General features: G+C 65.8%; 19 protein-coding genes. 13 read left to right on the top strand and 6 right to left on the bottom strand.

Annotation, left to right across the window (positions count from 1 at the left end):
- Window positions 1-65 precede the first annotated feature (65 nt).
- Entirely contained in the window at window positions 66-2,297 is a 2,232-nt protein-coding gene (locus XCC_RS19590; RefSeq protein ID WP_011038863.1) for an NADP-dependent isocitrate dehydrogenase, read from the top strand.
- A gap of 77 nt (window positions 2,298-2,374) precedes the next feature.
- Here the strand turns inward: XCC_RS19590 and XCC_RS19585 are convergent, their stop codons facing one another.
- Window positions 2,375-2,599 (bottom strand): hypothetical protein, encoded by a 225-nt coding sequence (locus XCC_RS19585; RefSeq protein ID WP_016944235.1) that lies wholly within the window; start codon window positions 2,597-2,599, stop codon window positions 2,375-2,377.
- 102 nt (window positions 2,600-2,701) lie between these two features.
- Here XCC_RS19585 and XCC_RS19580 point away from each other — a divergent pair, with 102 nt between their 5' ends.
- The 3 genes from XCC_RS19580 to XCC_RS19570 are packed head-to-tail and all read left to right on the top strand — an operon-like array spanning window position 2,702 to window position 6,312.
- Window positions 2,702-3,631: a LysR substrate-binding domain-containing protein gene (locus XCC_RS19580; protein WP_011038862.1), complete on the top strand. Its 930-nt coding sequence runs from the start codon at window positions 2,702-2,704 to the stop codon at window positions 3,629-3,631.
- Between the two features lie 8 nt (window positions 3,632-3,639).
- Window positions 3,640-5,379: a bifunctional isocitrate dehydrogenase kinase/phosphatase gene (aceK, locus tag XCC_RS19575; protein ID WP_011038861.1), complete on the top strand. Its 1,740-nt coding sequence runs from the start codon at window positions 3,640-3,642 to the stop codon at window positions 5,377-5,379.
- Window positions 5,380-5,439: 60 nt separating this feature from the next.
- Complete coding sequence (locus tag XCC_RS19570; protein WP_019238035.1) at window positions 5,440-6,312, top strand: hypothetical protein; 873 nt, start codon at window positions 5,440-5,442, stop codon at window positions 6,310-6,312.
- A 225-nt stretch (window positions 6,313-6,537) separates the two neighbouring features.
- Here XCC_RS19570 and rho read toward each other — a convergent pair whose 3' ends face one another.
- Window positions 6,538-8,403 carry a transcription termination factor Rho gene (gene rho, locus XCC_RS19565; protein WP_162274438.1) on the bottom strand — a complete coding sequence of 622 codons (1,866 nt, stop codon included), beginning with the start codon at window positions 8,401-8,403 and terminating at the stop codon, window positions 6,538-6,540.
- Window positions 8,404-8,619: 216 nt separating this feature from the next.
- Window positions 8,620-8,961 (bottom strand): thioredoxin TrxA, encoded by a 342-nt coding sequence (trxA, locus tag XCC_RS19560; RefSeq protein WP_011038858.1) that lies wholly within the window; start codon window positions 8,959-8,961, stop codon window positions 8,620-8,622.
- A gap of 198 nt (window positions 8,962-9,159) precedes the next feature.
- Between trxA and rhlB the strand changes: the two genes are divergently transcribed.
- The 6 genes from rhlB to rpoH all read left to right on the top strand — a co-directional run bounded on the left by rhlB (window position 9,160) and on the right by rpoH (window position 15,239).
- Window positions 9,160-10,881: an ATP-dependent RNA helicase RhlB gene (rhlB, locus tag XCC_RS19555; RefSeq protein WP_011038857.1), complete on the top strand. Its 1,722-nt coding sequence runs from the start codon at window positions 9,160-9,162 to the stop codon at window positions 10,879-10,881.
- 75 nt (window positions 10,882-10,956) lie between these two features.
- Window positions 10,957-11,643 (top strand): cell division ATP-binding protein FtsE, encoded by a 687-nt coding sequence (gene ftsE, locus XCC_RS19550; protein ID WP_003484499.1) that lies wholly within the window; start codon window positions 10,957-10,959, stop codon window positions 11,641-11,643.
- A complete protein-coding gene (ftsX, locus tag XCC_RS19545; RefSeq protein ID WP_011038856.1) occupies window positions 11,640-12,590 on the top strand; it encodes a permease-like cell division protein FtsX in 951 nt (316 codons plus the stop codon). The genes ftsE and ftsX overlap by 4 nt, the downstream gene beginning before the upstream one ends.
- A gap of 8 nt (window positions 12,591-12,598) precedes the next feature.
- Window positions 12,599-13,441: a response regulator gene (locus XCC_RS19540; protein ID WP_014506371.1), complete on the top strand. Its 843-nt coding sequence runs from the start codon at window positions 12,599-12,601 to the stop codon at window positions 13,439-13,441.
- Complete coding sequence (ung, locus tag XCC_RS19535) at window positions 13,438-14,163, top strand: uracil-DNA glycosylase (RefSeq protein WP_011038854.1); 726 nt, start codon at window positions 13,438-13,440, stop codon at window positions 14,161-14,163. The genes XCC_RS19540 and ung overlap by 4 nt, the downstream gene beginning before the upstream one ends.
- 200 nt (window positions 14,164-14,363) lie before the next feature.
- The gene (rpoH, locus tag XCC_RS19530; protein WP_011038853.1) at window positions 14,364-15,239 is read left to right on the top strand and encodes an RNA polymerase sigma factor RpoH; all 876 of its coding nucleotides are present in this window, start codon (window positions 14,364-14,366) and stop codon (window positions 15,237-15,239) included.
- A 196-nt stretch (window positions 15,240-15,435) separates the two neighbouring features.
- On the opposite strand, the gene XCC_RS19525 is transcribed toward rpoH, so the two are convergent.
- Together XCC_RS19525 and XCC_RS19520 are read right to left on the bottom strand one after the other, a co-directional pair.
- Window positions 15,436-16,050 (bottom strand): trimeric intracellular cation channel family protein, encoded by a 615-nt coding sequence (locus XCC_RS19525; RefSeq protein WP_011038852.1) that lies wholly within the window; start codon window positions 16,048-16,050, stop codon window positions 15,436-15,438.
- 52 nt (window positions 16,051-16,102) lie between these two features.
- A complete protein-coding gene (locus XCC_RS19520; RefSeq protein WP_011038851.1) occupies window positions 16,103-17,389 on the bottom strand; it encodes an NAD(P)/FAD-dependent oxidoreductase in 1,287 nt (428 codons plus the stop codon).
- A gap of 119 nt (window positions 17,390-17,508) precedes the next feature.
- On the opposite strand from XCC_RS19520, the gene XCC_RS19515 reads away from it, so the two are divergent.
- From XCC_RS19515 to XCC_RS19505, 3 genes are read left to right on the top strand one after another with little or no spacing between them, the layout of a single operon-like run.
- Entirely contained in the window at window positions 17,509-18,048 is a 540-nt protein-coding gene (locus tag XCC_RS19515; RefSeq protein WP_011038850.1) for a hypothetical protein, read from the top strand.
- The gene (locus XCC_RS19510; protein ID WP_011038849.1) at window positions 18,012-18,845 is read left to right on the top strand and encodes an NYN domain-containing protein; all 834 of its coding nucleotides are present in this window, start codon (window positions 18,012-18,014) and stop codon (window positions 18,843-18,845) included. Before XCC_RS19515 ends, XCC_RS19510 begins: the two co-directional genes overlap by 37 nt.
- Complete coding sequence (locus tag XCC_RS19505; RefSeq protein WP_012439411.1) at window positions 18,842-19,504, top strand: glutathione S-transferase family protein; 663 nt, start codon at window positions 18,842-18,844, stop codon at window positions 19,502-19,504. The genes XCC_RS19510 and XCC_RS19505 overlap by 4 nt, the downstream gene beginning before the upstream one ends.
- A 615-nt stretch (window positions 19,505-20,119) precedes the next feature.
- On the opposite strand, the gene XCC_RS19500 is transcribed toward XCC_RS19505, so the two are convergent.
- Window positions 20,120-22,342 (bottom strand): primosomal protein N', encoded by a 2,223-nt coding sequence (locus tag XCC_RS19500; RefSeq protein WP_011038847.1) that lies wholly within the window; start codon window positions 22,340-22,342, stop codon window positions 20,120-20,122.
- Between the last annotated feature and the right edge of the window lie 354 nt (window positions 22,343-22,696).

The raw sequence follows: 22,696 nt of genomic DNA, 5'->3' as shown, positions 1-22,696 counted from the left end.
CGCACGCCCACGGCCACCGCCGTGCGGACCGGTGCTCCTCCCGACCACAAGAGCTATCGCACCTCATGTCGAAGACACCGAAGATCATCTACACGCTCACCGACGAAGCACCCTTCCTGGCCACGCAGTCGCTGCTGCCGATCATCGATGCCTACACCGATACCGCCGGGATCGTGGTCGAGACCCGCGACATTTCGCTGGCCGGACGCATCCTGGCCCTGTTCCCGGAGCAACTGACCGACGCGCAGAAAATTGCCGACGATCTGGCCGAACTGGGCGCGCTGGCCACCACGCCCGAAGCCAACATCATCAAGTTGCCCAACATCAGCGCCTCGGTGCCGCAGCTCAAGGCCGCGATCAAGGAACTGCAGAGCCAGGGCTACGCGTTGCCGGCGTATCCGGATGAACCCAAGGATGCCGCCGAGCAGGACATCAAGACGCGCTACGACAAGGTCAAGGGCAGTGCGGTGAATCCGGTGCTGCGCGAAGGCAATTCCGATCGCCGCGCACCGCTGTCGGTGAAGAACTATGCACGCAAGCATCCGCACCGCATGGGCAAGTGGAGCAGCGAGTCCAAGTCGCATGTGGCGCACATGGACAACGGCGACTTCTTCGGCAGCGAACAGTCCACCACGCTGGCGCAGGCCGGCACGCTGAAGATTGAATTCGTCGGTGCCGACGGCAGCAGCAAGGTGCTCAAGGACGCCGTTGCAGTGAAGGCCGGCGAGATCGTCGATGCCGCCGTGCTGAGCAAGCGCGCACTGGCCAGTTTCATTGATGCGCAGATCGCCGACGCGAAGGCCAAAGACGTGCTGTTCTCGGTGCATCTGAAAGCCACCATGATGAAAGTTTCCGACCCGGTGCTGTTCGGCGTGGTCGTGGGTGAGTTTTACAAGAGTGCGTTGAGCAAGCACGCCGATGTGCTGAAGTCGGTTGGCTTCGACCCCAACAACGGTATCGGTGATCTGTACGCACGCATCGGCACGCTGCCGGATGACGTGCAGGCGCAGATCAAGGCCGACGTGCAGGCCGAGTACGCCCAGCGCCCGGGGTTGGCAATGGTCAACTCGGACAAGGGCATCACCAATCTGCACGTGCCCAGCGACGTGATCGTCGACGCATCGATGCCGGCGATGATTCGCGATTCCGGCCAGATGTGGAATGCGCAAGGCAAGCTGCAGGACACCAAGGCCGTGATCCCGGACCGCTGCTATGCCGGCGTGTACCAGGCGGTGATCGACGACTGCAAGGCGCATGGCGCGTTCGATCCCTCCACGATGGGCTCGGTGCCCAACGTCGGCCTGATGGCGCAGAAGGCCGAAGAATACGGCTCGCACGACAAGACCTTCCAGATGGCCGCCGCTGGCACCGTCAAGGTCACCGATGGCAACGGCAGCACCGTGTTCGAGCACGCTGTGGAAGCCGGTGATTTGTGGCGCATGTGCCAGGTCAAGGACGCGCCGATCCAGGATTGGGTGAAGCTGGCGGTCGAGCGCGCCCGTCTGAGCGACACCCCGGCCGTGTTCTGGCTGGACAAGGCACGCGCGCACGACGCGCAGGTCATCGCCAAGGTCGAAACTTACTTGAAGGATCACGACACCAACGGCCTGGACATCCGCATCCTGCCGCCGGTGGAGGCCACCACCTTCTCGCTGGAGCGCATCCGCAAGGGCCAGGACACCATCTCGGTCACCGGCAACGTGCTGCGCGACTACCTCACCGACCTGTTCCCGATCATGGAGCTGGGCACCAGCGCCAAGATGCTCTCGATCGTGCCGCTGATGGCCGGTGGCGGGCTGTTCGAGACCGGCGCCGGTGGTTCGGCGCCCAAGCACGTACAGCAGTTCGTCGAAGAGAACTGCCTGCGCTGGGATTCGCTGGGTGAGTTCCTGGCCCTGGCTGCCTCGCTCGAGCACCTGGGCAACCGTTACGACAACCCGTCCGCCACCGTGCTGGCGAAAGCGCTGGACGTGGCCAACGGGCAGTTCCTGGACAACAACAAGTCGCCGGCGCGCAAGGTTGGCGAGCTCGACAACCGCGGCAGCCATTTCTATCTGGCGATGTACTGGGCACAGGCCCTGGCCGCACAGACCGAAGACACCGCGTTGCAGGCCAAGTTCGCGCCGCTCGCCAAGGCCTTGACCGAGAACGAAGCCACCATCGTGGCCGAGCTCAACGGCGCACAGGGCAAGCCGGTGGAGATCGGTGGCTACTACCATCCGGATCTGGCCAAGGTCAGCGAGGCGATGCGTCCGAGCAAGACCTTCAACGACGTGTTGGCCACGCTCAAGGCCTGATCCCGCGCACCGCCTGTCGGTACGTTGGTCAGTGCTACCTCCAAGGCCCGCCTCGCCAAGAGGCGGGCCTTGTCGTTTCAGCGAAATGGCGACAACGCCGTCATCGCCCGCACCAAGCGGCGCGCACGTCGCGCCATGCGGTGTTCGGCACGCTGCTGGCGCGCAGCGTCCGGCGCGACCAAAGCAGGTTGCGTTGTCTGCGCAGCTGCATCCAGCGCCGTGTCCGGCTCTGCCAATTGCTGTGCAAGCGTCAGGTCGGCAATGTGCCCGTGCTGGAACAGCAAGTCGGTAAAGATGCGCATGATCCTGCTCCCACTTGAGTGAAAGCCACAGTAGGTGCAGGCTGGCCGAGGCAAAAGCGAGGCTTTTGCAAGTCGGCGTTGAATTTCATTCAAGGGTGAGCCATGTCGCGTCCGCCGCTTCACGCATTGCAGGGATTCGTCAGTGCCGTGCGTCTGGGCAATCTGTCGCGCGCGGCGGCGGCGATGCACCTCACCGTCAGCGCGCTCAGTCACCAGGTGCGTTCGCTCGAACAACGCTTGGGGTATCCATTGCTGCAACGGCACGCACGCGGCGTCAGTGCCACGCTGCAGGGGCAGCAGTTGCTCGATCGCATTGCACCGCATCTGGATGCCATCGCCGAAGCGTTCCAGCCATTCGCTGCGCGCCGCGAAGACACGTTGACCCTGAGCATCACGCCGTCGATGGCCTCGGCCTGGCTGGTGCCGCGTCTGGGTGGATTTCTGGCGCTGCATCCCACCATCGAGATCAACCTGTTCTCGAGCGAGCGACTGGTGGACTTCGAACGCCAGCAGCAGGTGGATGCCGGCATGCGCATCGGTGCCGGGCACTGGCCGGGCTTGATCGCCGAGCCCTTGTTCGACGAGTGGCTGGTGCCCATGGCGAGCCCCGCGCTGATCGCGCGCATGGGCGGGGTCGATGCGCAGCCACTGCATCATTGGCCGCTGCTGGGCGACCCGGATGGCGACTGGCTGCGTTGGTTTGCAACCTTCGGTGGCGAAGCGCCGCGCCGCTATGCGGCGGTGCTGGACGAATCCGAAGCGCACCATCGTGCCGCGCTGGACGGTGTGGGTGTTGCACTGGGGCGGGTAACGCGCGCGCGGTTGTTGCTGGCGTCCGGCCAGCTGGTGGCGTTGTCTGCGCAACGGCTCAAAACCAGCTGGTCGCATTACCTGGTGTATCCAACGCGTTCGGCCTCGCATCGCGGTTTTCTCGCCTTCCGCGCGTGGCTGCAGGAGCAGGCGCGCGAGCATGCGGCGCACGCGCAGCAGGCAGCATCCGCCGTTTCCACGACACGCCGCCGCAAGCGCTGAGGACAGCCATGAACCAACAACCGTTACCACCGCAATCCGAGCGCCGCGCGCTGGCGATCGGTCGTGCTGTCTATGAGGCGTTTCAGGACTACCACGCGCAGTTTTCGCAGATCACCGCGCGTGCCAGGCAGCGCTTCGAAACGCGCGACTGGAGTGGCGCACGCGAAGATGCGGTGGCGCGGATTGCGCTCTACGATCACTACATCAGCGAATGCATGTTGCGCCTGCGCGCCGTGTTGCTGGGCCAGGCGCACGATCGCGCGCTCTGGATGCGCGCCCGCACCCATTACGCGGAGCTGCTTACCGGCCTGATCGACCAGGAGTTGTACAAGACCTTCTACAACACGCTGACGCGGCGTTACTTCCGCACCCAGGGCGTGGATGCGCAGATCGAATTCATTGCGTTGGATATCGAGCCCACCGATGCCATCACCGTGCCGGTGGCGCGGCATACCTACGCGGTCTCGCCTGGCCGGTTGACCGAGATGCTGGTGCGTGTGCTCGGCGATTATCCATTTGAGGTGCCGTATGCGCACCGGACCCGCTGCGCGGCGGCAATCGCAGTACGGCTGCTGGACGACCTTGCCCATTGGGGCGAGCACCCGGTGCGCAGCGTCGAATTGCTGGAAACGGTGTTCTATCGCGAACGTCGTGCGTATCTGGTCGGGCGCTTGTTCGGCGAACATCGGTTTTCGCCGTGTGTGATTGCGCTGGTCAACGACGATGCCGGTCTACGCGCCGAAGCGGTGCTGACGCGCCGCAGCGATGTCGCGCAATTGTTCAGTAATTCCCGCAGCTATTTCCAGGCGGATCTGACCACCGTCGGCGATGCGGTCGTGTTTCTGCGCAGCCTGCTCACGCATAAGCCTATCGACGAGCTGTACACGATGCTGGGGCGTGCCAAGCAGGGCAAGACCGAGCGGTATCGCACGTTTTTCCGCCACTTCCAGGCCCACCCGGCCGAACAGCTGGTGCATGCCGACGGCACACCGGGGATGGTCATGGTGGTGTTCACGCTGCCCAGCTATCCGTTGGTGTTCAAGTTGATCCGCGACCGCTTTGCATACCCCAAGACCATGAGCCGCGCGCAGGTTGAAGGCAAATACGAGCTGGTGTTTCAGCTCGACCGCATTGGTCGCCTGCTGGATGCGCAGCCATACCGGTTTCTGCGGTTTCCCAAGGCGCGGTTCTCGCCTGCACTGCTGCAGGATCTGCAGAGCAGCTGTGCGATGAGCCTGAGCGAAGACGGCGACGATGTGCTGATCGCACTGTGCTACGTGCAGCGCCGCCTGCGCCCGCTCAATCTGTATCTGCGCGAGCAACTGCCCGCCGCCGCGCATGCCGCCGCGCTGGACTACGGGCAGGCGATCAAGGATATGGCGCGCAACAACATCTTCCCCGGCGACATGCTGCTGAAGAACTTCGGCATCACCCGGCACCAGCGCGCGGTGTTCTACGACTACGACGAGCTGTGCCTGATCACCGAATGCACCTTCCGCGATTGGCCCACGCCCACCAGTTATGAAGAGCAGATGGCAGCCGAGCCCTGGTTTCACGTCGGTCCGCGCGACGTGTTTCCCGAGCGTTTTGCGTTGTTCATGGGCCTGCCGTCCTCGCAGCTGGAAGCGGTCAAGCACATGCACCCCGAGCTGTTCGACCCGCAGTGGTGGCGCGACCTGCAGGCACGCCTGCGCGAAGACGATTACCCGGACACGCCGCCGTATGCGGACGCCCAGAAGCTGGCGTGACGATTCCGTTTGCCGCCTGCTGCTGGTAAAAGGACGTTCCAAGACGAATGGAGTGTGGTCATGCAGTGGATGCAACGGTTGGGGCTGGTAGCGATGTTGGGGATGCTGTCGATTGGCCAGGTAGCGGCGCGCACGAGCGAGGCGACAGAACAGGTCGAGGCCAGCATGAATGTTGCGGGCGAATTGACGCTGACGCCGGATGGCACGGTCACTGCGGTGACGTTGACCAATGAAGACAGCTTGCCGCCGGCCGTGCGCAGCCGGATCAGGCAGTCGATTGCGGGGTGGCGCTTCGATCCGATCACCGACAGTGGCACCGCCTTGCCAACCACGCTGCCGATGCGTCTGCTGCTGGTCGCCAAGCCTGGCGAGAAGAATCAGTATCTGGTTTCGATCCGCAGCGCTCACTTCGGTGGAGAGGCCAGCGACGGCAGCAGCGTGCGTGCCAAGGACATGACACCACCCAGCTATCCCAAGGCGGCGTTTCAGGATGGCGCGACCGGGATCGTGTATCTGCTGCTGAAGATCGGCCGCGACGGCAAGGTGGCGGATCTTGTCGCAGAGCAGGTCAACCTCACCGTGTCGATTCCCGCGGCCAAGCGCGAGCGCGTGCGCAAGACGCTTGCCGACGCGTCAATCGCCAAGGCACGCACGTGGACTTTCGATCCGCCTAGCGATGGGCCCGAGCACACGGCGCCCTACTGGACCATGCGCGTGCCGGTGAGCTTCGATATCACCGACTCGATACGCGATCTGAGAAAACGGCAGGCCAGCTGGCGGTCCTATCTGCCGGGCCCACGCCAAAGCGCGCCATGGAGCGATCAAGGCGTGCTGGCGTCGGCCACTGACAGTCCGGATGCATTGCCCGACAGCGGGCTGTTCTCGGTACGTGGTGAAGGCGTGCGGCTGCTGACGCCGCTGCAAGGCGGCTGAGCAATCCAAGGCCGTGTCGCTGCGGCGTGGCGGCATGCGGGTCGACTGGTCGATAGGCACGCCAGGCGCCCAGGGCTCAAGAGATGGTGCCACGCAGTGCTGCCGGTCAAGCCCCGCTGAGGGCGAGTTGAAAGTCGCGGTGGCCTCACGCCTGATCCAATTAATTCGGCCCATAAAAAAAGCCCCGCAATGCGGGGCTTTTTCGTAACACACCACCAACTGAACTCAGCGCTTCATTGAGCTGAAGAACTCGTCGTTGGACTTGGTGGTCTTCATCTTGTCCAGCAGGAACTCCATCGCGGCGATTTCGTCCATCGGATGCAGCAGCTTGCGCAGAATCCAAATCTTCTGCAGCAGCTCCGGCTCGATCAACAGATCTTCGCGACGCGTGCCCGAGCGGTTGATGTCGATCGCCGGGTACACGCGCTTTTCGGTGATGCGACGGTTCAAATGCACTTCGCTGTTGCCGGTGCCCTTGAACTCTTCGTAGATCACCTCGTCCATCTTGCTGCCGGTTTCCACCAGCGCCGTGGCAATGATGGTCAGCGAACCGCCTTCTTCCACGTTACGTGCCGCACCGAAGAAGCGCTTCGGGCGATGCAGCGCGTTGGCATCCACACCACCGGTGAGCACCTTGCCGGAGCTCGGCACCACGTTGTTGTAGGCGCGTGCCAGACGGGTGATGGAGTCCAGCAGGATCACCACGTCCTTCTTGTGCTCGACCAGGCGCTTGGCCCGTTCGATCACCATCTCGGCAACCTGCACGTGGCGCGCGGCCGGCTCGTCGAACGTGGAGGAGATGACCTCGCCGCGCACGGTGCGCTGCATTTCGGTCACTTCTTCCGGGCGCTCGTCGATGAGCAGCACGATCATGTGCACTTCGGGATGATTGGTGGTGATGGCCGTGGCCACCTGCTGCATCATCATCGTCTTACCGGCCTTGGGCGGGGAGACGATCAGCGCACGCTGACCTTTACCCTGCGGTGCCATCAGATCGAGGATGCGGCCGGTGATGTCCTCGGTGGACCCATCGCCGCGTTCCAGACGGAAACGCCGACGCGGGAACAGCGGGGTCAGGTTCTCGAACAGCACCTTGTTCTTGCTCGCTTCCAGCGGCTCACCATTAATGGTGTCCACGATCGACAGCGCGAAATAGCGTTCGCCGTCCTTGGGGAAGCGGATGCGGCCGGACAGATGGTCGCCGGTGCGCAGGTTGAAGCGGCGGATCTGGCTCGGCGAGATATACGTATCGTCCGGGCCGGCCAGATAGCTGGCCTCGGCGGCACGCAGGAAGCCGAAACCGTCGGGCAGGATCTCCAGCACGCCGTCGGCGGCAACGCCTTCGCCATGGCGGGTGAGCACCTTGAGCAGCGCAAAGATCACATCCTGCTTGCGTGCGCGGGCCACGCCTTCCTGGATGTTGAGCTGATCGGCGATATCCAGCAGCTTCTGCGCCGGCATCCGCTTGAGGTCGCTCAGCGAGTACGCCGGGAAGCCTTCCGGCACGGCCGGATGCGGACGCGCAATGAACGGCTCGTTGCTGCCATCGGACGAGGGCATGCCGCCTTCGCTCTCATTGCCGAAGCGGTCGCGGCCACGGTCGCGACGGTTGCGGAACCGGTCACGGCGGTTGCCCTGCTGGTTCTGGCCCTGGCCCTGATTCTGGCCTTGACCCTGCTGGCCTTGGCCTTGGCCCTGGTTCTGACCCTGGCCTTGCTGCTGGCGCTGCTGACCCTGACCCTGACCCTGGCTTTGCGCCTGGTTCTGGTTTTGCTGCTGCTGCGCCTGGTTGAAGCGCTGCTGCTGCGACTGGCCGCCCTCGCGGGACTCGCCGTGCTGCTCGCCAGCATGCCCAGCCTGGGCTGCGCCGCCATCGCCAGACGACTGCGCCGGCGCCGATTCGGCTGCCGGCGACGGGGTCTGCGCGGGGCGCGGAGCCTCGGGAGCGGGGCTGCTGGGCAAGGGAAGATTGGGTTGTTGCGACCCGGCGTCGTCATGGGCGACGGCGGTCTTGCTGACACGTGGCTTGCGCACACGCTTCTCGACGGGGGCGTCAACGCTCCCGGTATCGGAGGAAGGATTCTCGGACAAGTGCTTGATTCCTCGCTAAGAGTGCGAGCGCCCGGCTGGGGGGCGAACTGTGGTGATGGGAGTCTAGAAGAGGTTTCTAGAGGGGTACGGCGGCGCACGAACGTGTGCCGGATCAACTGACACTACCACCGCCGCGCAGAGCGGCGCAAGCGTCTGCCAAAGCAGGAGTTAACTGCCGGCAAAACGCAGGGCGCCCATGGCTGGACGCCCTGTCACTCAGGCGGCCGCGCCGCCCAGGGTCTTGTCGATCATCTGGGTCAGCTGGCCCTTGCCAACTGCCCCGATCTGGCTTGCCTGGACCTCACCGTCCTTGAACAGCAACAGCATCGGGATCGAGCGCACGTGGTACTTGATGGCCAAAGCGCGGTTCTGGTCCACGTTGACCTTGGCAACCTTGAGCTTGCCCTGGTATGTATCGGCCAGATCGTCCAGCACCGGGGCGATCATCTTGCACGGGCCGCACCATTCGGCCCAAAAATCCACCAGGACCGGTTCGCCGGATTGCAGTACAGCTGTATCGAAGTCGGCATCGCCGACATGTTGAACCTTGTCGCTCACGTTGGGTCTCCTGGAAACCAAAACGGCCTACCCGACCGGGCAGGCCGCCACATTGCGGTAAACTGGGGCATTGCGCGACTGAATCAAGTGTCAGTCCTGAAGCCGCGCTGTCCGCCACAAGAGCCGCAGTTTGCGACGCTGTCGGCATCGATGCAAGCCGCGCCCGGGCTGCCCAGGGCGCCTCACGAAGACGGAATAATGAGCGACAAACCGCTGACCGATTTGACTTTTTCCTCGTTCGACCTGCATCCGGCGCTGGTCGCCGGGCTGGAGAGCGCCGGGTTTACGCGCTGCACGCCGATCCAGGCGCTGACCCTGCCGGTCGCCCTGCCGGGCGGCGACGTCGCCGGCCAGGCCCAGACCGGCACCGGCAAAACGCTGGCGTTCCTGGTCGCGGTGATGAACCGCCTGCTGATCCGCCCGGCGCTGGCCGACCGCAAGCCGGAAGATCCGCGCGCCCTGATCCTGGCGCCCACCCGCGAGCTGGCCATCCAGATCCACAAGGACGCGGTCAAGTTCGGCGCCGACCTGGGGCTGCGCTTTGCGCTGGTCTACGGTGGCGTGGACTACGACAAGCAGCGCGAGCTGCTGCAGCAGGGCGTGGACGTGATCATCGCCACCCCGGGCCGGCTGATCGACTACGTCAAACAGCACAAGGTGGTCTCGCTGCACGCCTGCGAAATCTGCGTACTGGACGAAGCCGACCGCATGTTCGACCTGGGCTTCATCAAGGACATCCGCTTCCTGCTGCGGCGCATGCCCGAGCGCGGCACCCGCCAGACGCTGCTGTTCTCGGCCACGCTCAGCCACCGCGTGCTGGAGCTGGCCTACGAGCACATGAACGAGCCGGAAAAGCTCGTCGTGGAAACCGAGACCATCACCGCCGCGCGGGTGCGTCAGCGCATCTATTTCCCCTCCGACGAAGAGAAGCAGACGCTGCTGCTGGGCCTGCTGTCGCGCAGCGAAGGCGCGCGCACCATGGTGTTCGTCAACACCAAGGCGTTCGTGGAGCGGGTGGCGCGCACCCTGGAGCGGCACGGCTACCGCGTGGGCGTGTTGTCCGGCGACGTGCCGCAGAAGAAGCGCGAGTCGTTGCTGAACCGCTTCCAGAAGGGCCAGCTGGAAATCCTGGTGGCCACCGACGTGGCCGCGCGCGGCCTGCACATCGATGGCGTCAAGTACGTCTACAACTACGACCTGCCGTTCGACGCCGAAGACTACGTGCATCGCATCGGGCGCACCGCGCGCCTGGGCGAGGAGGGCGATGCGATCAGCTTCGCCTGCGAGCGTTATGCGATGAGCCTGCCGGACATCGAGGCCTACATCGAGCAGAAGATCCCGGTCGAGCCGGTGACTACCGAGCTGCTGACCCCGTTGCCGCGCACACCGCGCGCAACAGTGGAAGGTGAAGAGGTCGACGACGACGCTGGCGACAGCGTGGGCACGATCTTCCGCGAAGCACGCGAGCAGCGTGCGGCCGACGAAGCGCGTCGTGGCGGTGGCCGTAGCGGTCCCGGCGGCGCATCGCGTAGCGGCAGTGGCGGCGGTCGTCGCGACGGCGCCGGTGCCGATGGCAAGCCGCGCCCGCCGCGTCGCAAGCCGCGCGTGGAAGGCGAGGCCGATCCGGCCGCAGCGCCCAGCGAGACGCCAGTGGTTGTCGCTGCTGCCGCAGAAACTCCTGCCGTCACGGCGGCCGAAGGCGAGCGCGCACCGCGCAAGCGCCGTCGGCGTCGCAACGGCCGCCCGGTCGAAGGTGCCGAGCCGGTGGTGGCATCCACGCCCGTGCCGGCCCCCGCCGCGCCGCGCAAACCCACCCAGGTCGTGGCCAAGCCGGTACGTGCCGCAGCCAAGCCGTCGGGCAGCCCGTCGTTGCTGAGCCGCATCGGACGCAGGCTGCGTTCGTTGGTCTCCGGCAGCTGAGGTATTGCCGCATGGATCGCATCGCCGCACACCGGCGATGCGACGCAAGCGCTGGCGCTCCGGCATAATCGCTGGATGACCGTTCTGCGTTTCGACAACGTCAGCAAGCATTACGCCGGTGGCCACCAGGCGCTGACCGATGTCAGCTTCGAAGTGGCCGATGGCGAGATGCTGTTCGTGACCGGCCACTCTGGCGCCGGCAAAAGCACCTTGCTCAAATTGATCCACCTCAGCGAGCGGCCCAGCCAGGGCGCGGTGCTGCTGGGCGAACGCAACCTGCTCAAGGTGCGTGGCCGGCAGATTCCACTGCATCGCCGCCAGGTGGGCGCGGTGTATCAGGATCACCGCTTGCTCAACGATCGCAGCATTGCCGAAAACGTCGCCTTGCCGTTGATCCTGCGCGGCACCCGCCGTGCGGAAATCGGCAAGCGCGTGCGCTCGGCGCTGGAACGGATCGGCCTGGCCCATCGCGAGAAGGCGCTGCCTTCGCAGTTGTCGGCCGGCGAACAGCAGCGCGTGGGCATTGCCCGTGCCATCGTCGGCGAACCGCGCCTGCTGGTGGCCGACGAACCCACCGGCAACCTGGACCCGGCACTGGCCGCGGAAATCATGCAGCTGTTTGCCGAGCTGCCGGCGCGCGGCACCAGCGTGCTGGTGGTCAGCCACGACCTGGCGCTGCTCAAGCAGATGCGCAAGCGCGTGCTGATCCTGGACCACGGCCGCCTGGTCGATGACATCTCGCCGCAGGACCTGGCCGAATGAGCAAGCTCGCCAATACCGAATCGGTGGCCCCCTCGCGGTTCGGCGTGTGGATCGACCACCATCTGCACAGCATCGCCTTCAGCCTGGGCCGCGCCATGCGCAAGCCCTGGGCCACCTTGCTCACCATCGTGGTGATGGCGCTGGCGCTGGCATTGCCGCTGGGGCTGTCGATCGCGCTGGACAACGTCAAGCTGCTGGCTGGTAGCGTGCAGCAGTCGCGCGAAATCAATCTGTTCCTCAAGGTGGACGTGGCCGCCGATGCGGCCGAGCGCCTGGCCGGCGAGCTGCGCGCGCGTGCGGACATTGCCCAGGTGGCCGTGCGCACGCCGGCGCAGGGCCTGGCCGACCTGCGCGAAAACGCCAAGCTGGACGAAGCGATCGATGCACTCGGCGACAACCCGCTGCCTACGCTGCTGATCGTCACCCCGGCCGATGCCACCGACGATGCGCAGCTGGCCGCCGCCTTGCAGGCTTTGCCGCAGACCGACCAGGTGCAACACGACGCGCTGTGGCGCAAGCGGCTAGATGGCTGGCTGCATTTCGGCGAACGGCTGGTGCAGGTGCTCTCGGCCTTGCTCGGCATTGGCGCGGTGCTGGTGGTCGGCAATACCGTGCGGCTGGATATCCAGTCGCGGCGCGAAGAGATCGGCGTGCTGCAGCTGCTGGGTGCCAGCGATGGCTTCATCCGCCGCCCGTTCCTGTATCTGGGCGCGTGGTACGGGCTGGGTGCCGGCGCGGTCGCGCTTGCTCTGATCGCCGCTTCCGGGTTTGCATTGCGTACGCCGCTGGCCACGCTGGCCGACAGCTACGGCAGTTCCTTTACCCTGCACGGACTGGATCTGCTGCATTCTGCGATGGTGTTGGTGGGTACCCTGGTGCTGGGTTGGCTGGGTGCCTGGCTGGTCACCGGCCACTTCCTCCGTCAGACCCGCCCCACCGAGACCTGAGACCTGCCATGCATCCACCAGATCTCAAACACCTGATCAGCGACGCACCGCGTGTGATGGTGGTCGATGGGTCCAAGCTGGTACGCAAGCTGATTGCCGACGTGCTCAAGCGCGACTTGCCCAATGTGCAGGTGATCGGCTGCGCCAGCATCGCCGAAGCACGCGATGCGCTGGAGGCCGGTGCGGTGGATCTGGTCACCACCTCGTTGTCGTTACCCGATGGCGACGGCCTGACGCTGGCGCGCAGCGTGCGCGAAGCGGCCGGCCAGGCCTATGTGCCGGTGATCGTGGTCTCCGGCGATGCGCAGCAGCATCTGGTGGAGCGCCGCTTCACCGAATACGTCACCGATTATTTCGACAAGGCGCTGGGCCACGAGGCGCTGGCGACCTTCATCCGCGGCTACGTGCAGCCCGAGCCGGTGGTGGGCGCCACCGTGCTGTACATCGAGGACAGCCGCGTGGTGGCCGAAGCGACCAAGCGCATGCTCGAGCGCCAGAGCCTCAAGGTGGTGCATGTGCTCACTGCCGAAGACGCGTTCGCGCTGCTCACCGCCGAATCGTTGGGCCGCACCGAGCGGCGCATCGACGTGGTGCTGACCGACGTCACCCTCAAGGGCGAGCTCAACGGGCGCGATGTGGTCGAGCGCATCCGCATCGATTTCGCCTACGGCAAGCGCCGCCTGCCGGTGCTGGTGATGACCGGCGACACCAACCCGCGCAACCAGTCCGAGCTGCTGCGGGCCGGCGCCAACGACCTGGTGCAAAAGCCCATCGAAGAACGCCTGCTGGTGACCAAGGTGCTGTTCCAGCTGCGGCTGGCGCGCCTGGAGGATCAGGCCGTCACGCTATGACCGAAGGCGAGGGGCGTATCCAGTTGGAACCGTCATGGAAGGCGCGGGTGGGGGAGTGGTTGTTGCAGCCGCAGATGCAGGAGCTGTCCGCGTTCCTGCGCCAGCGCAAGGCCGCCAATGCGCGGGTGTTCCCGCCCGGCCCGCAGATCTTTGCCGCCTTCGATGCCACCCCGTTCGAGCAGGTCAAGGTGGTGGTGCTTGGCCAGGACCCGTACCACGGCGAAGGCCAGGCGCATGGGCTGTGCTTTTCGGTACTGCCCGGGGTGCCGGTGCCGCCGTCGCTGCTGAACATCTACAAGGAAATCCAGGACGACCTGGGCATTCCGCGCCCCGACCATGGCTACCTGATGCCATGGGCGCGCCAGGGCGTGCTGCTGCTCAATGCGGTGCTGACGGTGGAGCAGGGCCGCGCCGGTGCGCACCAGAACAAGGGCTGGGAAGGCTTCACCGACCATGTGGTGGAAACCCTCAACCGCGAGCGCGAGGGCCTGGTGTTCCTGCTCTGGGGCAGCTACGCGCAGTCCAAGGGCAAAGTGATCGATCAGGCGCGCCACCGCGTGTTCAAGGCCCCGCATCCGTCGCCGTTGTCGGCCCACCGCGGCTTTCTGGGCTGCAAGCATTTCTCCAAGACCAACGAACATTTGCAGCGGCGCGGACTGAGCCCGATCGACTGGTCGTTGCCGTCGCGCGCGGCGCTGGATCTCAGCCTCGCCGGCGGCTGAACGGGCTGGGCCATCGCGCCTGGCAAGTAGGCGATTTGTCACGATCCGCGAGCGGTGACGGTGGTAGCGTAGGCACCTGAATCGAGGCGGCACGGATTGGAACAGCACCGGTGCCGGAAACCCGAACGTCCTATAAATGGAACGCTGGAACTTTTTCTGTACCCAGCAGTCCAATAGTTCGACTGCTAAGATGGTGCCCTATGAACCAGATCACCTCGACTGCCCTTGTGGCAAACAATCTCCCGATTCCCAGTGCGCTCGGTTCGCTGGACGCCTACATCGGTGCCGTGCACCAGATCCCGGTGCTGTCGGTCGATGAGGAACAGAATCTGGCCCGCCGCTTCCGCGACGAGCTGGATCTGGACGCAGCGCGCGAATTGGTCCACTCCCACCTGCGCTTCGTGGTGCACGTGGCCCGCGGTTACAACGGCTACGGCCTGCCGCTGGGCGACCTGATCCAGGAAGGCAATATCGGCTTGATGAAGGCGGTCAAGCGCTTCGACCCGGAAATGGGCGTGCGCCTGGTCAGCTTCGCCGTGCATTGGATCCGTGCCGAGATGCACGAGTTCATCCTGAAGAACTGGCGCATCGTCAAGGTCGCCACGACCAAGGCGCAGCGCAAGCTGTTCTTCAACCTGCGCAAGTCCAAGACGCGCCTGGGCTGGCTCAATGCCTCCGAAGTGACTGCGGTTGCCAAGGACTTGAACGTCTCCGAGCGTGAAGTGATGGAGATGGAGTCGCGCTTGTCCGGTCGCGATATCGGCTTCGACGCTTCGTCGGACGAAGACGATGACCACGGCCCGCCGTCGCCGGTGAGCTACCTCGTGGCCAACGAGGAAGACCCGTCGCAGGCTTATGAGCGGCACGACAGCGAAGACAATCAGCTGCAGTTGCTGCGCGAAGGCATGGCCGGTCTGGATACGCGCTCGCGCGACATCGTCAAGCGTCGCTGGCTGGATTCCGAATCCAAGGTGACATTGCAGGAGCTGGCCGACGAGTACGGCGTATCCGCCGAGCGTATTCGCCAGATCGAAGCGAACGCGCTGAAGAAGATGAAGGCGCTGTTCGTCGCCTGATCCGGTGTGACATTGCCAGTGATACAAAACGGCCCGGTCTTCCGGGCCGTTTTGCGTTGCGGGCGTGGCACGGCAGGCGATACGGTTGGGTGTTGACGTCTCGTTGGCCCAGCAACGCCATGCACGCAGCACGGCCGCAACGACAGCCGTTACGAATCGTCAGGTCACGTTGGAACAACGCCGGTTGCGCGCAGCGCTACTCTGGCAGCCGTGCCACCGGCAGATGCCAGCCGTAGCGGATCGCCATGAAACGCAGGCCAAAGCACACGCCGGCACCGGCGGTCAGCGACCAGGATTGCGGCAGGCCGAGAACATGGCCGATCGCCACCAGGCCGCCGCCGGCCAGCGCCGCCACCGCATACAGTTCGGCCTGCAGTACCACCGGGGTGCGCGCGACCAGCAGGTCGCGGGCGATGCCGCCGCCGATGCCGCTGAGCATGCCGAGCAGCGTCGCACTGAGTGGGCTGAGCTGGTAATCCAGCGCCTTGCTGGTGCCGTAGACCGCAAACAGCGCCAGCCCTGCCGCGTCGAACAGCTGCACCGGATTGCGCAGGCGCTCCACGGCGGTGTGCCAGTAGAAGCCGGCGATACCGGCCAGGCAGGCGGTGATCAGATAGTGCGGGTGCACCAGCGCTGCCGGCGGCGTGGCACCGATCAGCACATCGCGCACGATGCCGCCGGAAACCGCCGCTGCGCAGGACAGCACCAGCACGCCAAACAGGTCCAGGCGGTTGCGCACCGCCACGGTGGCGCCACTGAGCGCAAACACGAAGGTGCCGAGCAGATCCAGCAGGAACAAGACAGTGGCCACGGCACAACGGTCGACAGCGGGCGGCACAGCATCGCGCACCGCCCGCCGGCTGTCATCCGTCCTTGCTGGGCGGTGGCTGGTCAGTGCCGCCAAAGATGATGCGTGCGGCGCGCTGGTAGCTCCAGTACGCCATGGCCCAGTTCACCAGCACCACGAAACGGTTGCGGAAGCCGATCAGGAAGTAGACGTGGGCGGCCAGCCAGAACCACCAGGCCACGATGCCGGAGAGCTTGAGCTTGCCGACATGCACGATGGCGGCCATGCGCCCGATCGTGGCCAGGTTGCCGAAGTCCTGGTAATGGAAGGCCGGCGCGGCCTGGCCGCGCTGGCGTGCGCGGATCGCCTTGGCGATGTGCTTGCCCATCTGTTTGGCCGCCGGGGCCACGCCGGGTACGGGCCGCCCGTCCTGTTGTACCGAGGCCAGATCACCACCGACGAAGATCTCCGGGTGGCCGGGCACGCTGAGGTCCGGTTCCACCAGCACGCGGCCGGCGCGGTCCAGCGGCACGCCCAGGGTGCGCGCCAACGGCGAGGCGGCCACGCCAGCGGCCCAGACCACGGTGCGCGCCGGCACGAAAGTGTCGCCCAACTGATAGCCGAACGCATCGATGTTGGTCACCGGCGTGCCGGTGTGCACCTCCACGCCCAGGCGTTCGAGCTGCTTGCGCGCCTTATCGGTGAGGTCGTCCGGGAAGGAAGGCAGCACGCGCGGCCCGGCCTCGACCAGGCGCACGCGGGCCTGCTGCGGGTCGATATGGCGGAACTCGTTCTTCAGCGTGTGGCGGGCGATTTCGGCCAACGTGCCGGCCAACTCGACCCCGGTCGGGCCGCCGCCAACCACCGCAAAACTCAACCAGGCCGCGCGCGCGGCCGGGTCGGATTCGGCTTCTGCGCGCTCGAAGGCGAGCAGCAATTTGCGGCGTAGCACCAGCGCGTCATACAGGGTCTTCAAACCGGGGGCGTGCTCGGCCCAGTGATCGTTGCCGAAATACGCGTGGGTGGCGCCGGTGGCCAACAGCAGCATGTCGTAGTTGACGGTGTTGCCGTCGGCGAGCACCACGGCGCGGCGGTCGGTGGCAATTTCGGCCACATCGCCAAGCAGCACTTCGACATTGCGCTGCTCGCGCAGGATGTGGCGCAGCGGCGCGGCGATGTCAGGCGCCGAGAGGCCGGCGGTGGCCACCTGGTACAGCAGCGGCTGGAACAGGTGGTGATTCTGGCGGTCGATCAGGGTGATGCGGATGTCCGGATCGGCGAGCGCGCGGGTTGCCCATAAACCGGCAAAACCGCCACCGACCACGACCAGATGCAGCGGCGCTCGGGAGGGGGATGAGGTCATCGTCAGGTCCGATGGATCGCAACGTGGGCACGCAAGGATGCAACAGCGGCAATGAATGTGGCGCGTCGGGCAGGGCCCGCCTGCGGCATCATGTCGCATCTCGCTCACCTGGTCACCGTATGTCCACCTTGCCGCCGCCGTTGCCGCCGCTCGCATCACCACCTGCCGCCGTTGCGCCTGCGCGCGTTTCTCAGCGCAGCCCCGCGACCGTTGCGTTGCTGATCGTGCTGGGCGGTGTGATGACGTTCGGTGTGGTGGTGCTGGGCGTGATCGCCTGGATCGCGGTCGCCGGGTGGTCGATCTTTTCCGAGCAGGCCCAGGCCGCGCTGCAGGCCGACGCGGTGGTGCAGCAGCACATCGGGAAAATCGACACGATGAAGGTCGATGTGCTTGCTACTGGTGCGGCACCGGGTGGCGACGAATTCGTGTTCTCCGTCACCGGCGACCGCGGGCGTGGCAAGGTCAGTGCTACCTGGGTCAGTGACGGTGCCGAGCGCGAGATCCTGACCGAGGGCGTGCTGACCATGCACGATGGTCGCGAGTACACGCTGCCGGCGGAGCAGGCGTCCGACAGCGACAGCGAGACCGAAATCGAATCCGCCGAGTCTTTCGAGGAGCAGACATGGTCGACAACCCCGATAAACGCATCGCACTGCTGATCGATGCCGACAACGCGCCGGCCGGCAAGATCGATGTGGTGCTGGCGGAAGTGGCGCGCTACGGCGTGGCCAATGTGCGCCGCGCATATGGCAACTGGAAAAGCCCGCACTTGAAAAGCTGGGAGGCGGCATTGCACGAATACGCGATCCGCCCGATCCAGCAATTTGCCTACAGCTCCGGCAAGAATGCCTCGGACATGGCGATGGTGATCGATGCCATGGACCTGCTGTACGCGCGCAACCTGGACGGGTTTGCGATTGTTTCCAGCGATGCGGATTTCACCCCGCTGGTGATGCGCCTGCTCACCGACGGCATGAAAGTGTATGGCTTTGGCGAGAAGAAAACGCCGGCGCCGTTCGTCAATGCGTGTTCCAAATTCACCTATGTCGAAGCACTCGGCGAGCAGGCTGCCGCGGCCAGCGACACCGCCGCAGGCCGCAAGGATGCCACCGCGCTGCGCGGCGATACACGGCTGGTGCAGATGCTGCGCAACGCGATCGACAGTGCCTGCGAAGACGACGGTTGGGCGCATCTGGGGGCCGTCGGCAAGCAGGTGGCCAATCAGGCCTCTTTCGATCCGCGCAACTACGGCTACCGCAAGCTCAGCGATCTGGTGTGCGCCATCGGTCTGTTCGAGATCAAGCAGGACGAACAGGCGTTGTGGGTGCGCGATGTGCCCAAGGGCAATCGCCCCAAACAACCCCCTGCTGCTGCGGCCCCGGCCCCGGCGCCGGCCGCGGCCACACGCGGGACGCGTGGTGCACGCAGCGCGCCGAAGCCGGCGGTGGAAAAATGACCGACGAGCGCATGGCGATTGCACACACGCCAGCGGGCGATGGCATCACGTTGTGGGGGCGGCGCAACTCCAGCAACGTCCGCAAGGTGCTGTGGTGCCTTGAAGAGGCGGGTGTGGCGTATACCTCGATCGAGGTGGGCGGCGCGTTCGGCGGAAACGACACACCTGCGTACCGCGCATTGAATCCGAACGGGCTGGTGCCGGCGCTGCAGGATGGTGCGCTGGTGCTGTGGGAATCCAACGCGATCGTGCGCTATCTGGCGGCGCGTCATGCACCGGCGTTGTACCCGCACTCACCGGCCACCCGCGCGCTGGGCGACCGCTGGATGGACTGGACCACGTCGACCTTTGCCGGCGTGTTTCGTGACCTGTTCTGGGGCGTGGTGCGTACCCCGCAGGCCGAACGGGATGCCACACGGATTGCCACAGCGCTTCAACGCTCCGGCGAGCTGCTCGCAGTTGCCGACGCTGCGCTGGCACAGCAGCCGTATCTCTCCGGCGACGACTTCGCGATGGGTGACATTCCGTTGGGCAGCTTTATCTACGCGTGGTTCGAGATGCCAATCGAACGCCCCGAGTTGCCGCATCTGCACGCCTGGTACCAGCGATTGCGTGCGCGGCCGGCTTACCAGCGTGGCGTGATGACGCCGCTGACTTGAGAGCTAGCAAGCGTGCCGATCCCGGGCCGTTGAAGGTGCGGGGTGCCGACATCGGTAGATGCGTCGTTACGAGCCGAATGTTGCGGCACATTGGGATACGTCTAGCGCCCGCGTTGGTAGGAGCGTGCTGGCGCGCGATGGGGCATGACTGGGAACGCTTCATCGCGCGCCAGCTCGCTCCTACCGAGCATGTGTCTGTCTCGGGTTAGCCGCATCGACCCTTGCCTCAGTACGAATCGATCGGGTCCACATCCAGCGACCACCGCACCTGTAACGCGCGGATGCTGCGACACACGGGAAACGGCGTGGCAGAAGCTTTGGTAGGAGCGCGCTTGCGCGCGATGTGGCATGACCGGGAACGCTCCATCGCGCGCGAGCGCGCTCCTACCGGGCGTGTTTCTTTTTGAGGGCAGGCGTCTCGACAACGGACGTAATAAACGACCAATGCCCTTGCAACGCACTGGATGCTGCGACACATGGGGTACACGGTGTAGCAGCAGCTTTGGTAGGAGCGTGCTGGCGCGCGATCGGGCATTACTAGGAACGCTTCATCGCGCGCCAGCGCGCTCCTACCAAGCGCGCGTTCGTTTGCAGTCAGGCGCCTCGACACCTGCCTCAATACAGATCGATCGGGTCCACATCCAGCGACCAGCGCACCCGGCGCGCTTGCGGCAAGGTATGGATGGCCGGCATCTGCGCGTCCAGCACTCGATGCAGCGCAGAGCGTTGCGCTGCCGACAGCAGGAGTTGGGTGCGCTGGAAACCGGCGCGGCGTGGCATCGGCGCCGGCATCGGCCCGTAGCATTCCACCGGCGTGATGGCCGGCGAGGGGGCTGGTGTCTGCGCGCCGACCAGCGCGCGCACGGCGATCAGGAACTGATTGGCCGCGGCCACATCCTTGGCCTCGGCACGGAACAAGGCCAGATGCGCGAAGGGCGGGAAGCCGGCCGCTTCGCGCTGCTGCAGTTCGGCATCGGCAAACGCGTGATAACCGCCGTTGACCAGGGTCTGCAGCAACGGATGCTCGGGGTGATGGGTCTGTAACCACACCTCGCCGGGGCGGTCGGCGCGGCCGGCGCGGCCGGCGACCTGGATCAGTTGCTGGGCCAGCTTCTCGGCGGCGCGGAAGTCGGCGGAGAACAGGCCTTCGTCGATGCCGACCACCACCACCATGGTCAGGCGGGGCAAGTCGTGGCCCTTGGCCAGGATCTGGGTGCCGACCAGGATGCCGGCGTCGGTGCCGAGGCGGGCGAGCTGGGTTTCCAGCGCGTCGCGGCGCTGGGTGGTGCTGCGGTCGATGCGCACCACCGGCGCTTCCGGGAAGGCCTCGACCAGGCGCTCCTCCAGCCGCTCGGTGCCGATGCCCTGCGGCTGCAACGCCAGGCTGGCGCAGGCCGGGCAGGCCAGCGGCGCCGGTTGGCGCGCACCGCAGTGATGGCATTGCAGGCGGCGGCCGCCGGCGTGCACGGTCATCGGGGTCTGGTGCAGCGGCGTGCTGCAGCGTTGGCAGGCGGCGGTCCAGCCACAGTCATGGCACAGCAGCACCGGCGCATAGCCGCGCCGGTTCTTGAACACCAGCACCTGTTCCCCGCGCGCCAGGGTGGCGCCGATGCCGGCCAGCACCTCCGGCGACAGGCCGTCCTTGAGCGGGCGCTTGCGCACGTCGAGCACGCGCACACGTGGCGGCCGCGCATCGCCGGCGCGGCGCGACAGCCGTAGATGCCGATAGCGGCCGCTGTAGGCGTTGTGCAGGCTTTCCAGCGACGGCGTTGCGCTGCCCAGGATCACCGGCACATCCAGCGCCTTGCCACGCACCAGGGCGAAGTCGCGTGCGTGGTAGCGGATGCCGTCCTGTTGCTTGTAGCTGCCGTCGTGTTCCTCGTCGATCACGATCAGGCCGGCGTTGGGCAGCGGCGTGAACACCGCCGAGCGCGTGCCGACGATCAGCTTGGCTTCGCCACGCCAGGCCGCGGCCCACACCCGCGCGCGCTCGCCATCGGAGAGCCCGGAATGCAGCGCATGCACCGGCACGCCCAGGCGCTCGCGGAAGCGGCCCAGCGTCTGCGGGGTCAGGCCGATTTCCGGCACCAGCACCAGCGCCTGCTTGCCGGCGGCCAGGCAATCGGCGATCGCCTGCAGGTAGACCTCGGTCTTGCCGCTGCCGGTGACGCCGTCGAGCAGATAGGTGGCAAAGCCGCTGCCGGCGCGGATGGCGTCGGTGGCCGCCTGCTGTTCGTCGTTGAGCTGCGGCCCGGTGCCCGGGCGCGCCGGCAGCGTGTCGGCGGCCACCGCCACGCGCTCGGCGTAGCCACGCTTGGCCAGGTTGCGGGCAGCCTCGCGCCACTGCGGCAGCTGCTGCTCCAGCGGCTCTTCGGCGAGCGGGCCGGCCAGCAGCAGCGCGGCCAGCAGGGCCGGGCGGCTACCGGCGCGCAGGCTGCCGGCACCGGTGTGGCCGGCCTCGGTGAGTTGCCAGGCCCAGGCATGGGTGTCGGCCAATGGTTCGCCCCGGCGCAGCGGGCCGGGCAGCGCGCTGGCCTGGGCCTCGCCCAGCGGGGCATGGGTGTACCGGGCAAGCCACTGCAGCGAACGGGCCAGCTCATCGATCAGCAGCGGTGTGTCGTCGCACCAGTCCAGCGCCGCGCGCAGCCCTTCGGCCGACGGCTGCTGGCCGCGCTCGACGACCACCCCGATCAGCTCGCGCGGCCCAAACGGCACGCGCACCCGGCAGCCGACCCGGTCCGGACCGTCCACGTCGGTGTCTTGGAGGGGCAGGTAATCGAACAATTGCGGCAGCGGCACTGGCAGGGCGACGCGCAAGGTGGTGACTGGAGCGGACATCCAACCAGTCTAACGACCCTGTCCAGTGCCGGCAGCGGAGCACACCGCGCAGCCCGGAGCGGCCTGTTCAGTTGCGGCAGCTTTCTGTGACCGAAGTGATAAATCCGACGTAAACCCATGTGAGGGTTGGAGAAACCGGTTTATCCACACTGCCTGTGGATAAGCCTGTGAATTAGTCTCGTGCTCCACGCCGTGAAGGCGGATTCACTAGCCTTGGCAACCCGTTGGACATTTTTTCGCCATCTACCATAATTCGATAATTATCAAAGACTTAGGCGTGAAACAAGAATGCAGCACGGAAAAACCAACAGTTGACAGACGGCGGCGTATCGGCATGTCTGCCGCTGTGCACAA

It is taken from the genome of Xanthomonas campestris pv. campestris str. ATCC 33913, assembly GCF_000007145.1.
GTDB lineage: Bacteria > Pseudomonadota > Gammaproteobacteria > Xanthomonadales > Xanthomonadaceae > Xanthomonas > Xanthomonas campestris.
The sequence above is the reverse complement of the archived record's forward strand: the minus strand, read 5'-3'. Positions and strand labels throughout refer to the sequence as shown.

Excerpts from the sequence above, each read along its gene's own strand:
- XCC_RS19590 (WP_011038863.1), top strand. The coding sequence starts at position 66 with ATGTCGAAGACACCGAAGATCATCTACACGCTCACCGACGAAGCACCC.
- XCC_RS19585 (WP_016944235.1), bottom strand. The coding sequence starts at position 2,599 with ATGCGCATCTTTACCGACTTGCTGTTCCAGCACGGGCACATTGCCGAC.
- XCC_RS19580 (WP_011038862.1), top strand. The coding sequence starts at position 2,702 with ATGTCGCGTCCGCCGCTTCACGCATTGCAGGGATTCGTCAGTGCCGTG.
- aceK (WP_011038861.1), top strand. The coding sequence starts at position 3,640 with ATGAACCAACAACCGTTACCACCGCAATCCGAGCGCCGCGCGCTGGCG.
- XCC_RS19570 (WP_019238035.1), top strand. The coding sequence starts at position 5,440 with ATGCAGTGGATGCAACGGTTGGGGCTGGTAGCGATGTTGGGGATGCTG.
- rhlB (WP_011038857.1), top strand. The coding sequence starts at position 9,160 with ATGAGCGACAAACCGCTGACCGATTTGACTTTTTCCTCGTTCGACCTG.
- ftsE (WP_003484499.1), top strand. The coding sequence starts at position 10,957 with ATGACCGTTCTGCGTTTCGACAACGTCAGCAAGCATTACGCCGGTGGC.
- ftsX (WP_011038856.1), top strand. The coding sequence starts at position 11,640 with ATGAGCAAGCTCGCCAATACCGAATCGGTGGCCCCCTCGCGGTTCGGC.
- XCC_RS19540 (WP_014506371.1), top strand. The coding sequence starts at position 12,599 with ATGCATCCACCAGATCTCAAACACCTGATCAGCGACGCACCGCGTGTG.
- ung (WP_011038854.1), top strand. The coding sequence starts at position 13,438 with ATGACCGAAGGCGAGGGGCGTATCCAGTTGGAACCGTCATGGAAGGCG.
- rpoH (WP_011038853.1), top strand. The coding sequence starts at position 14,364 with ATGAACCAGATCACCTCGACTGCCCTTGTGGCAAACAATCTCCCGATT.
- XCC_RS19520 (WP_011038851.1), bottom strand. The coding sequence starts at position 17,389 with ATGACCTCATCCCCCTCCCGAGCGCCGCTGCATCTGGTCGTGGTCGGT.
- XCC_RS19515 (WP_011038850.1), top strand. The coding sequence starts at position 17,509 with ATGTCCACCTTGCCGCCGCCGTTGCCGCCGCTCGCATCACCACCTGCC.
- XCC_RS19510 (WP_011038849.1), top strand. The coding sequence starts at position 18,012 with ATGGTCGACAACCCCGATAAACGCATCGCACTGCTGATCGATGCCGAC.
- XCC_RS19505 (WP_012439411.1), top strand. The coding sequence starts at position 18,842 with ATGACCGACGAGCGCATGGCGATTGCACACACGCCAGCGGGCGATGGC.
- XCC_RS19500 (WP_011038847.1), bottom strand. The coding sequence starts at position 22,342 with ATGTCCGCTCCAGTCACCACCTTGCGCGTCGCCCTGCCAGTGCCGCTG.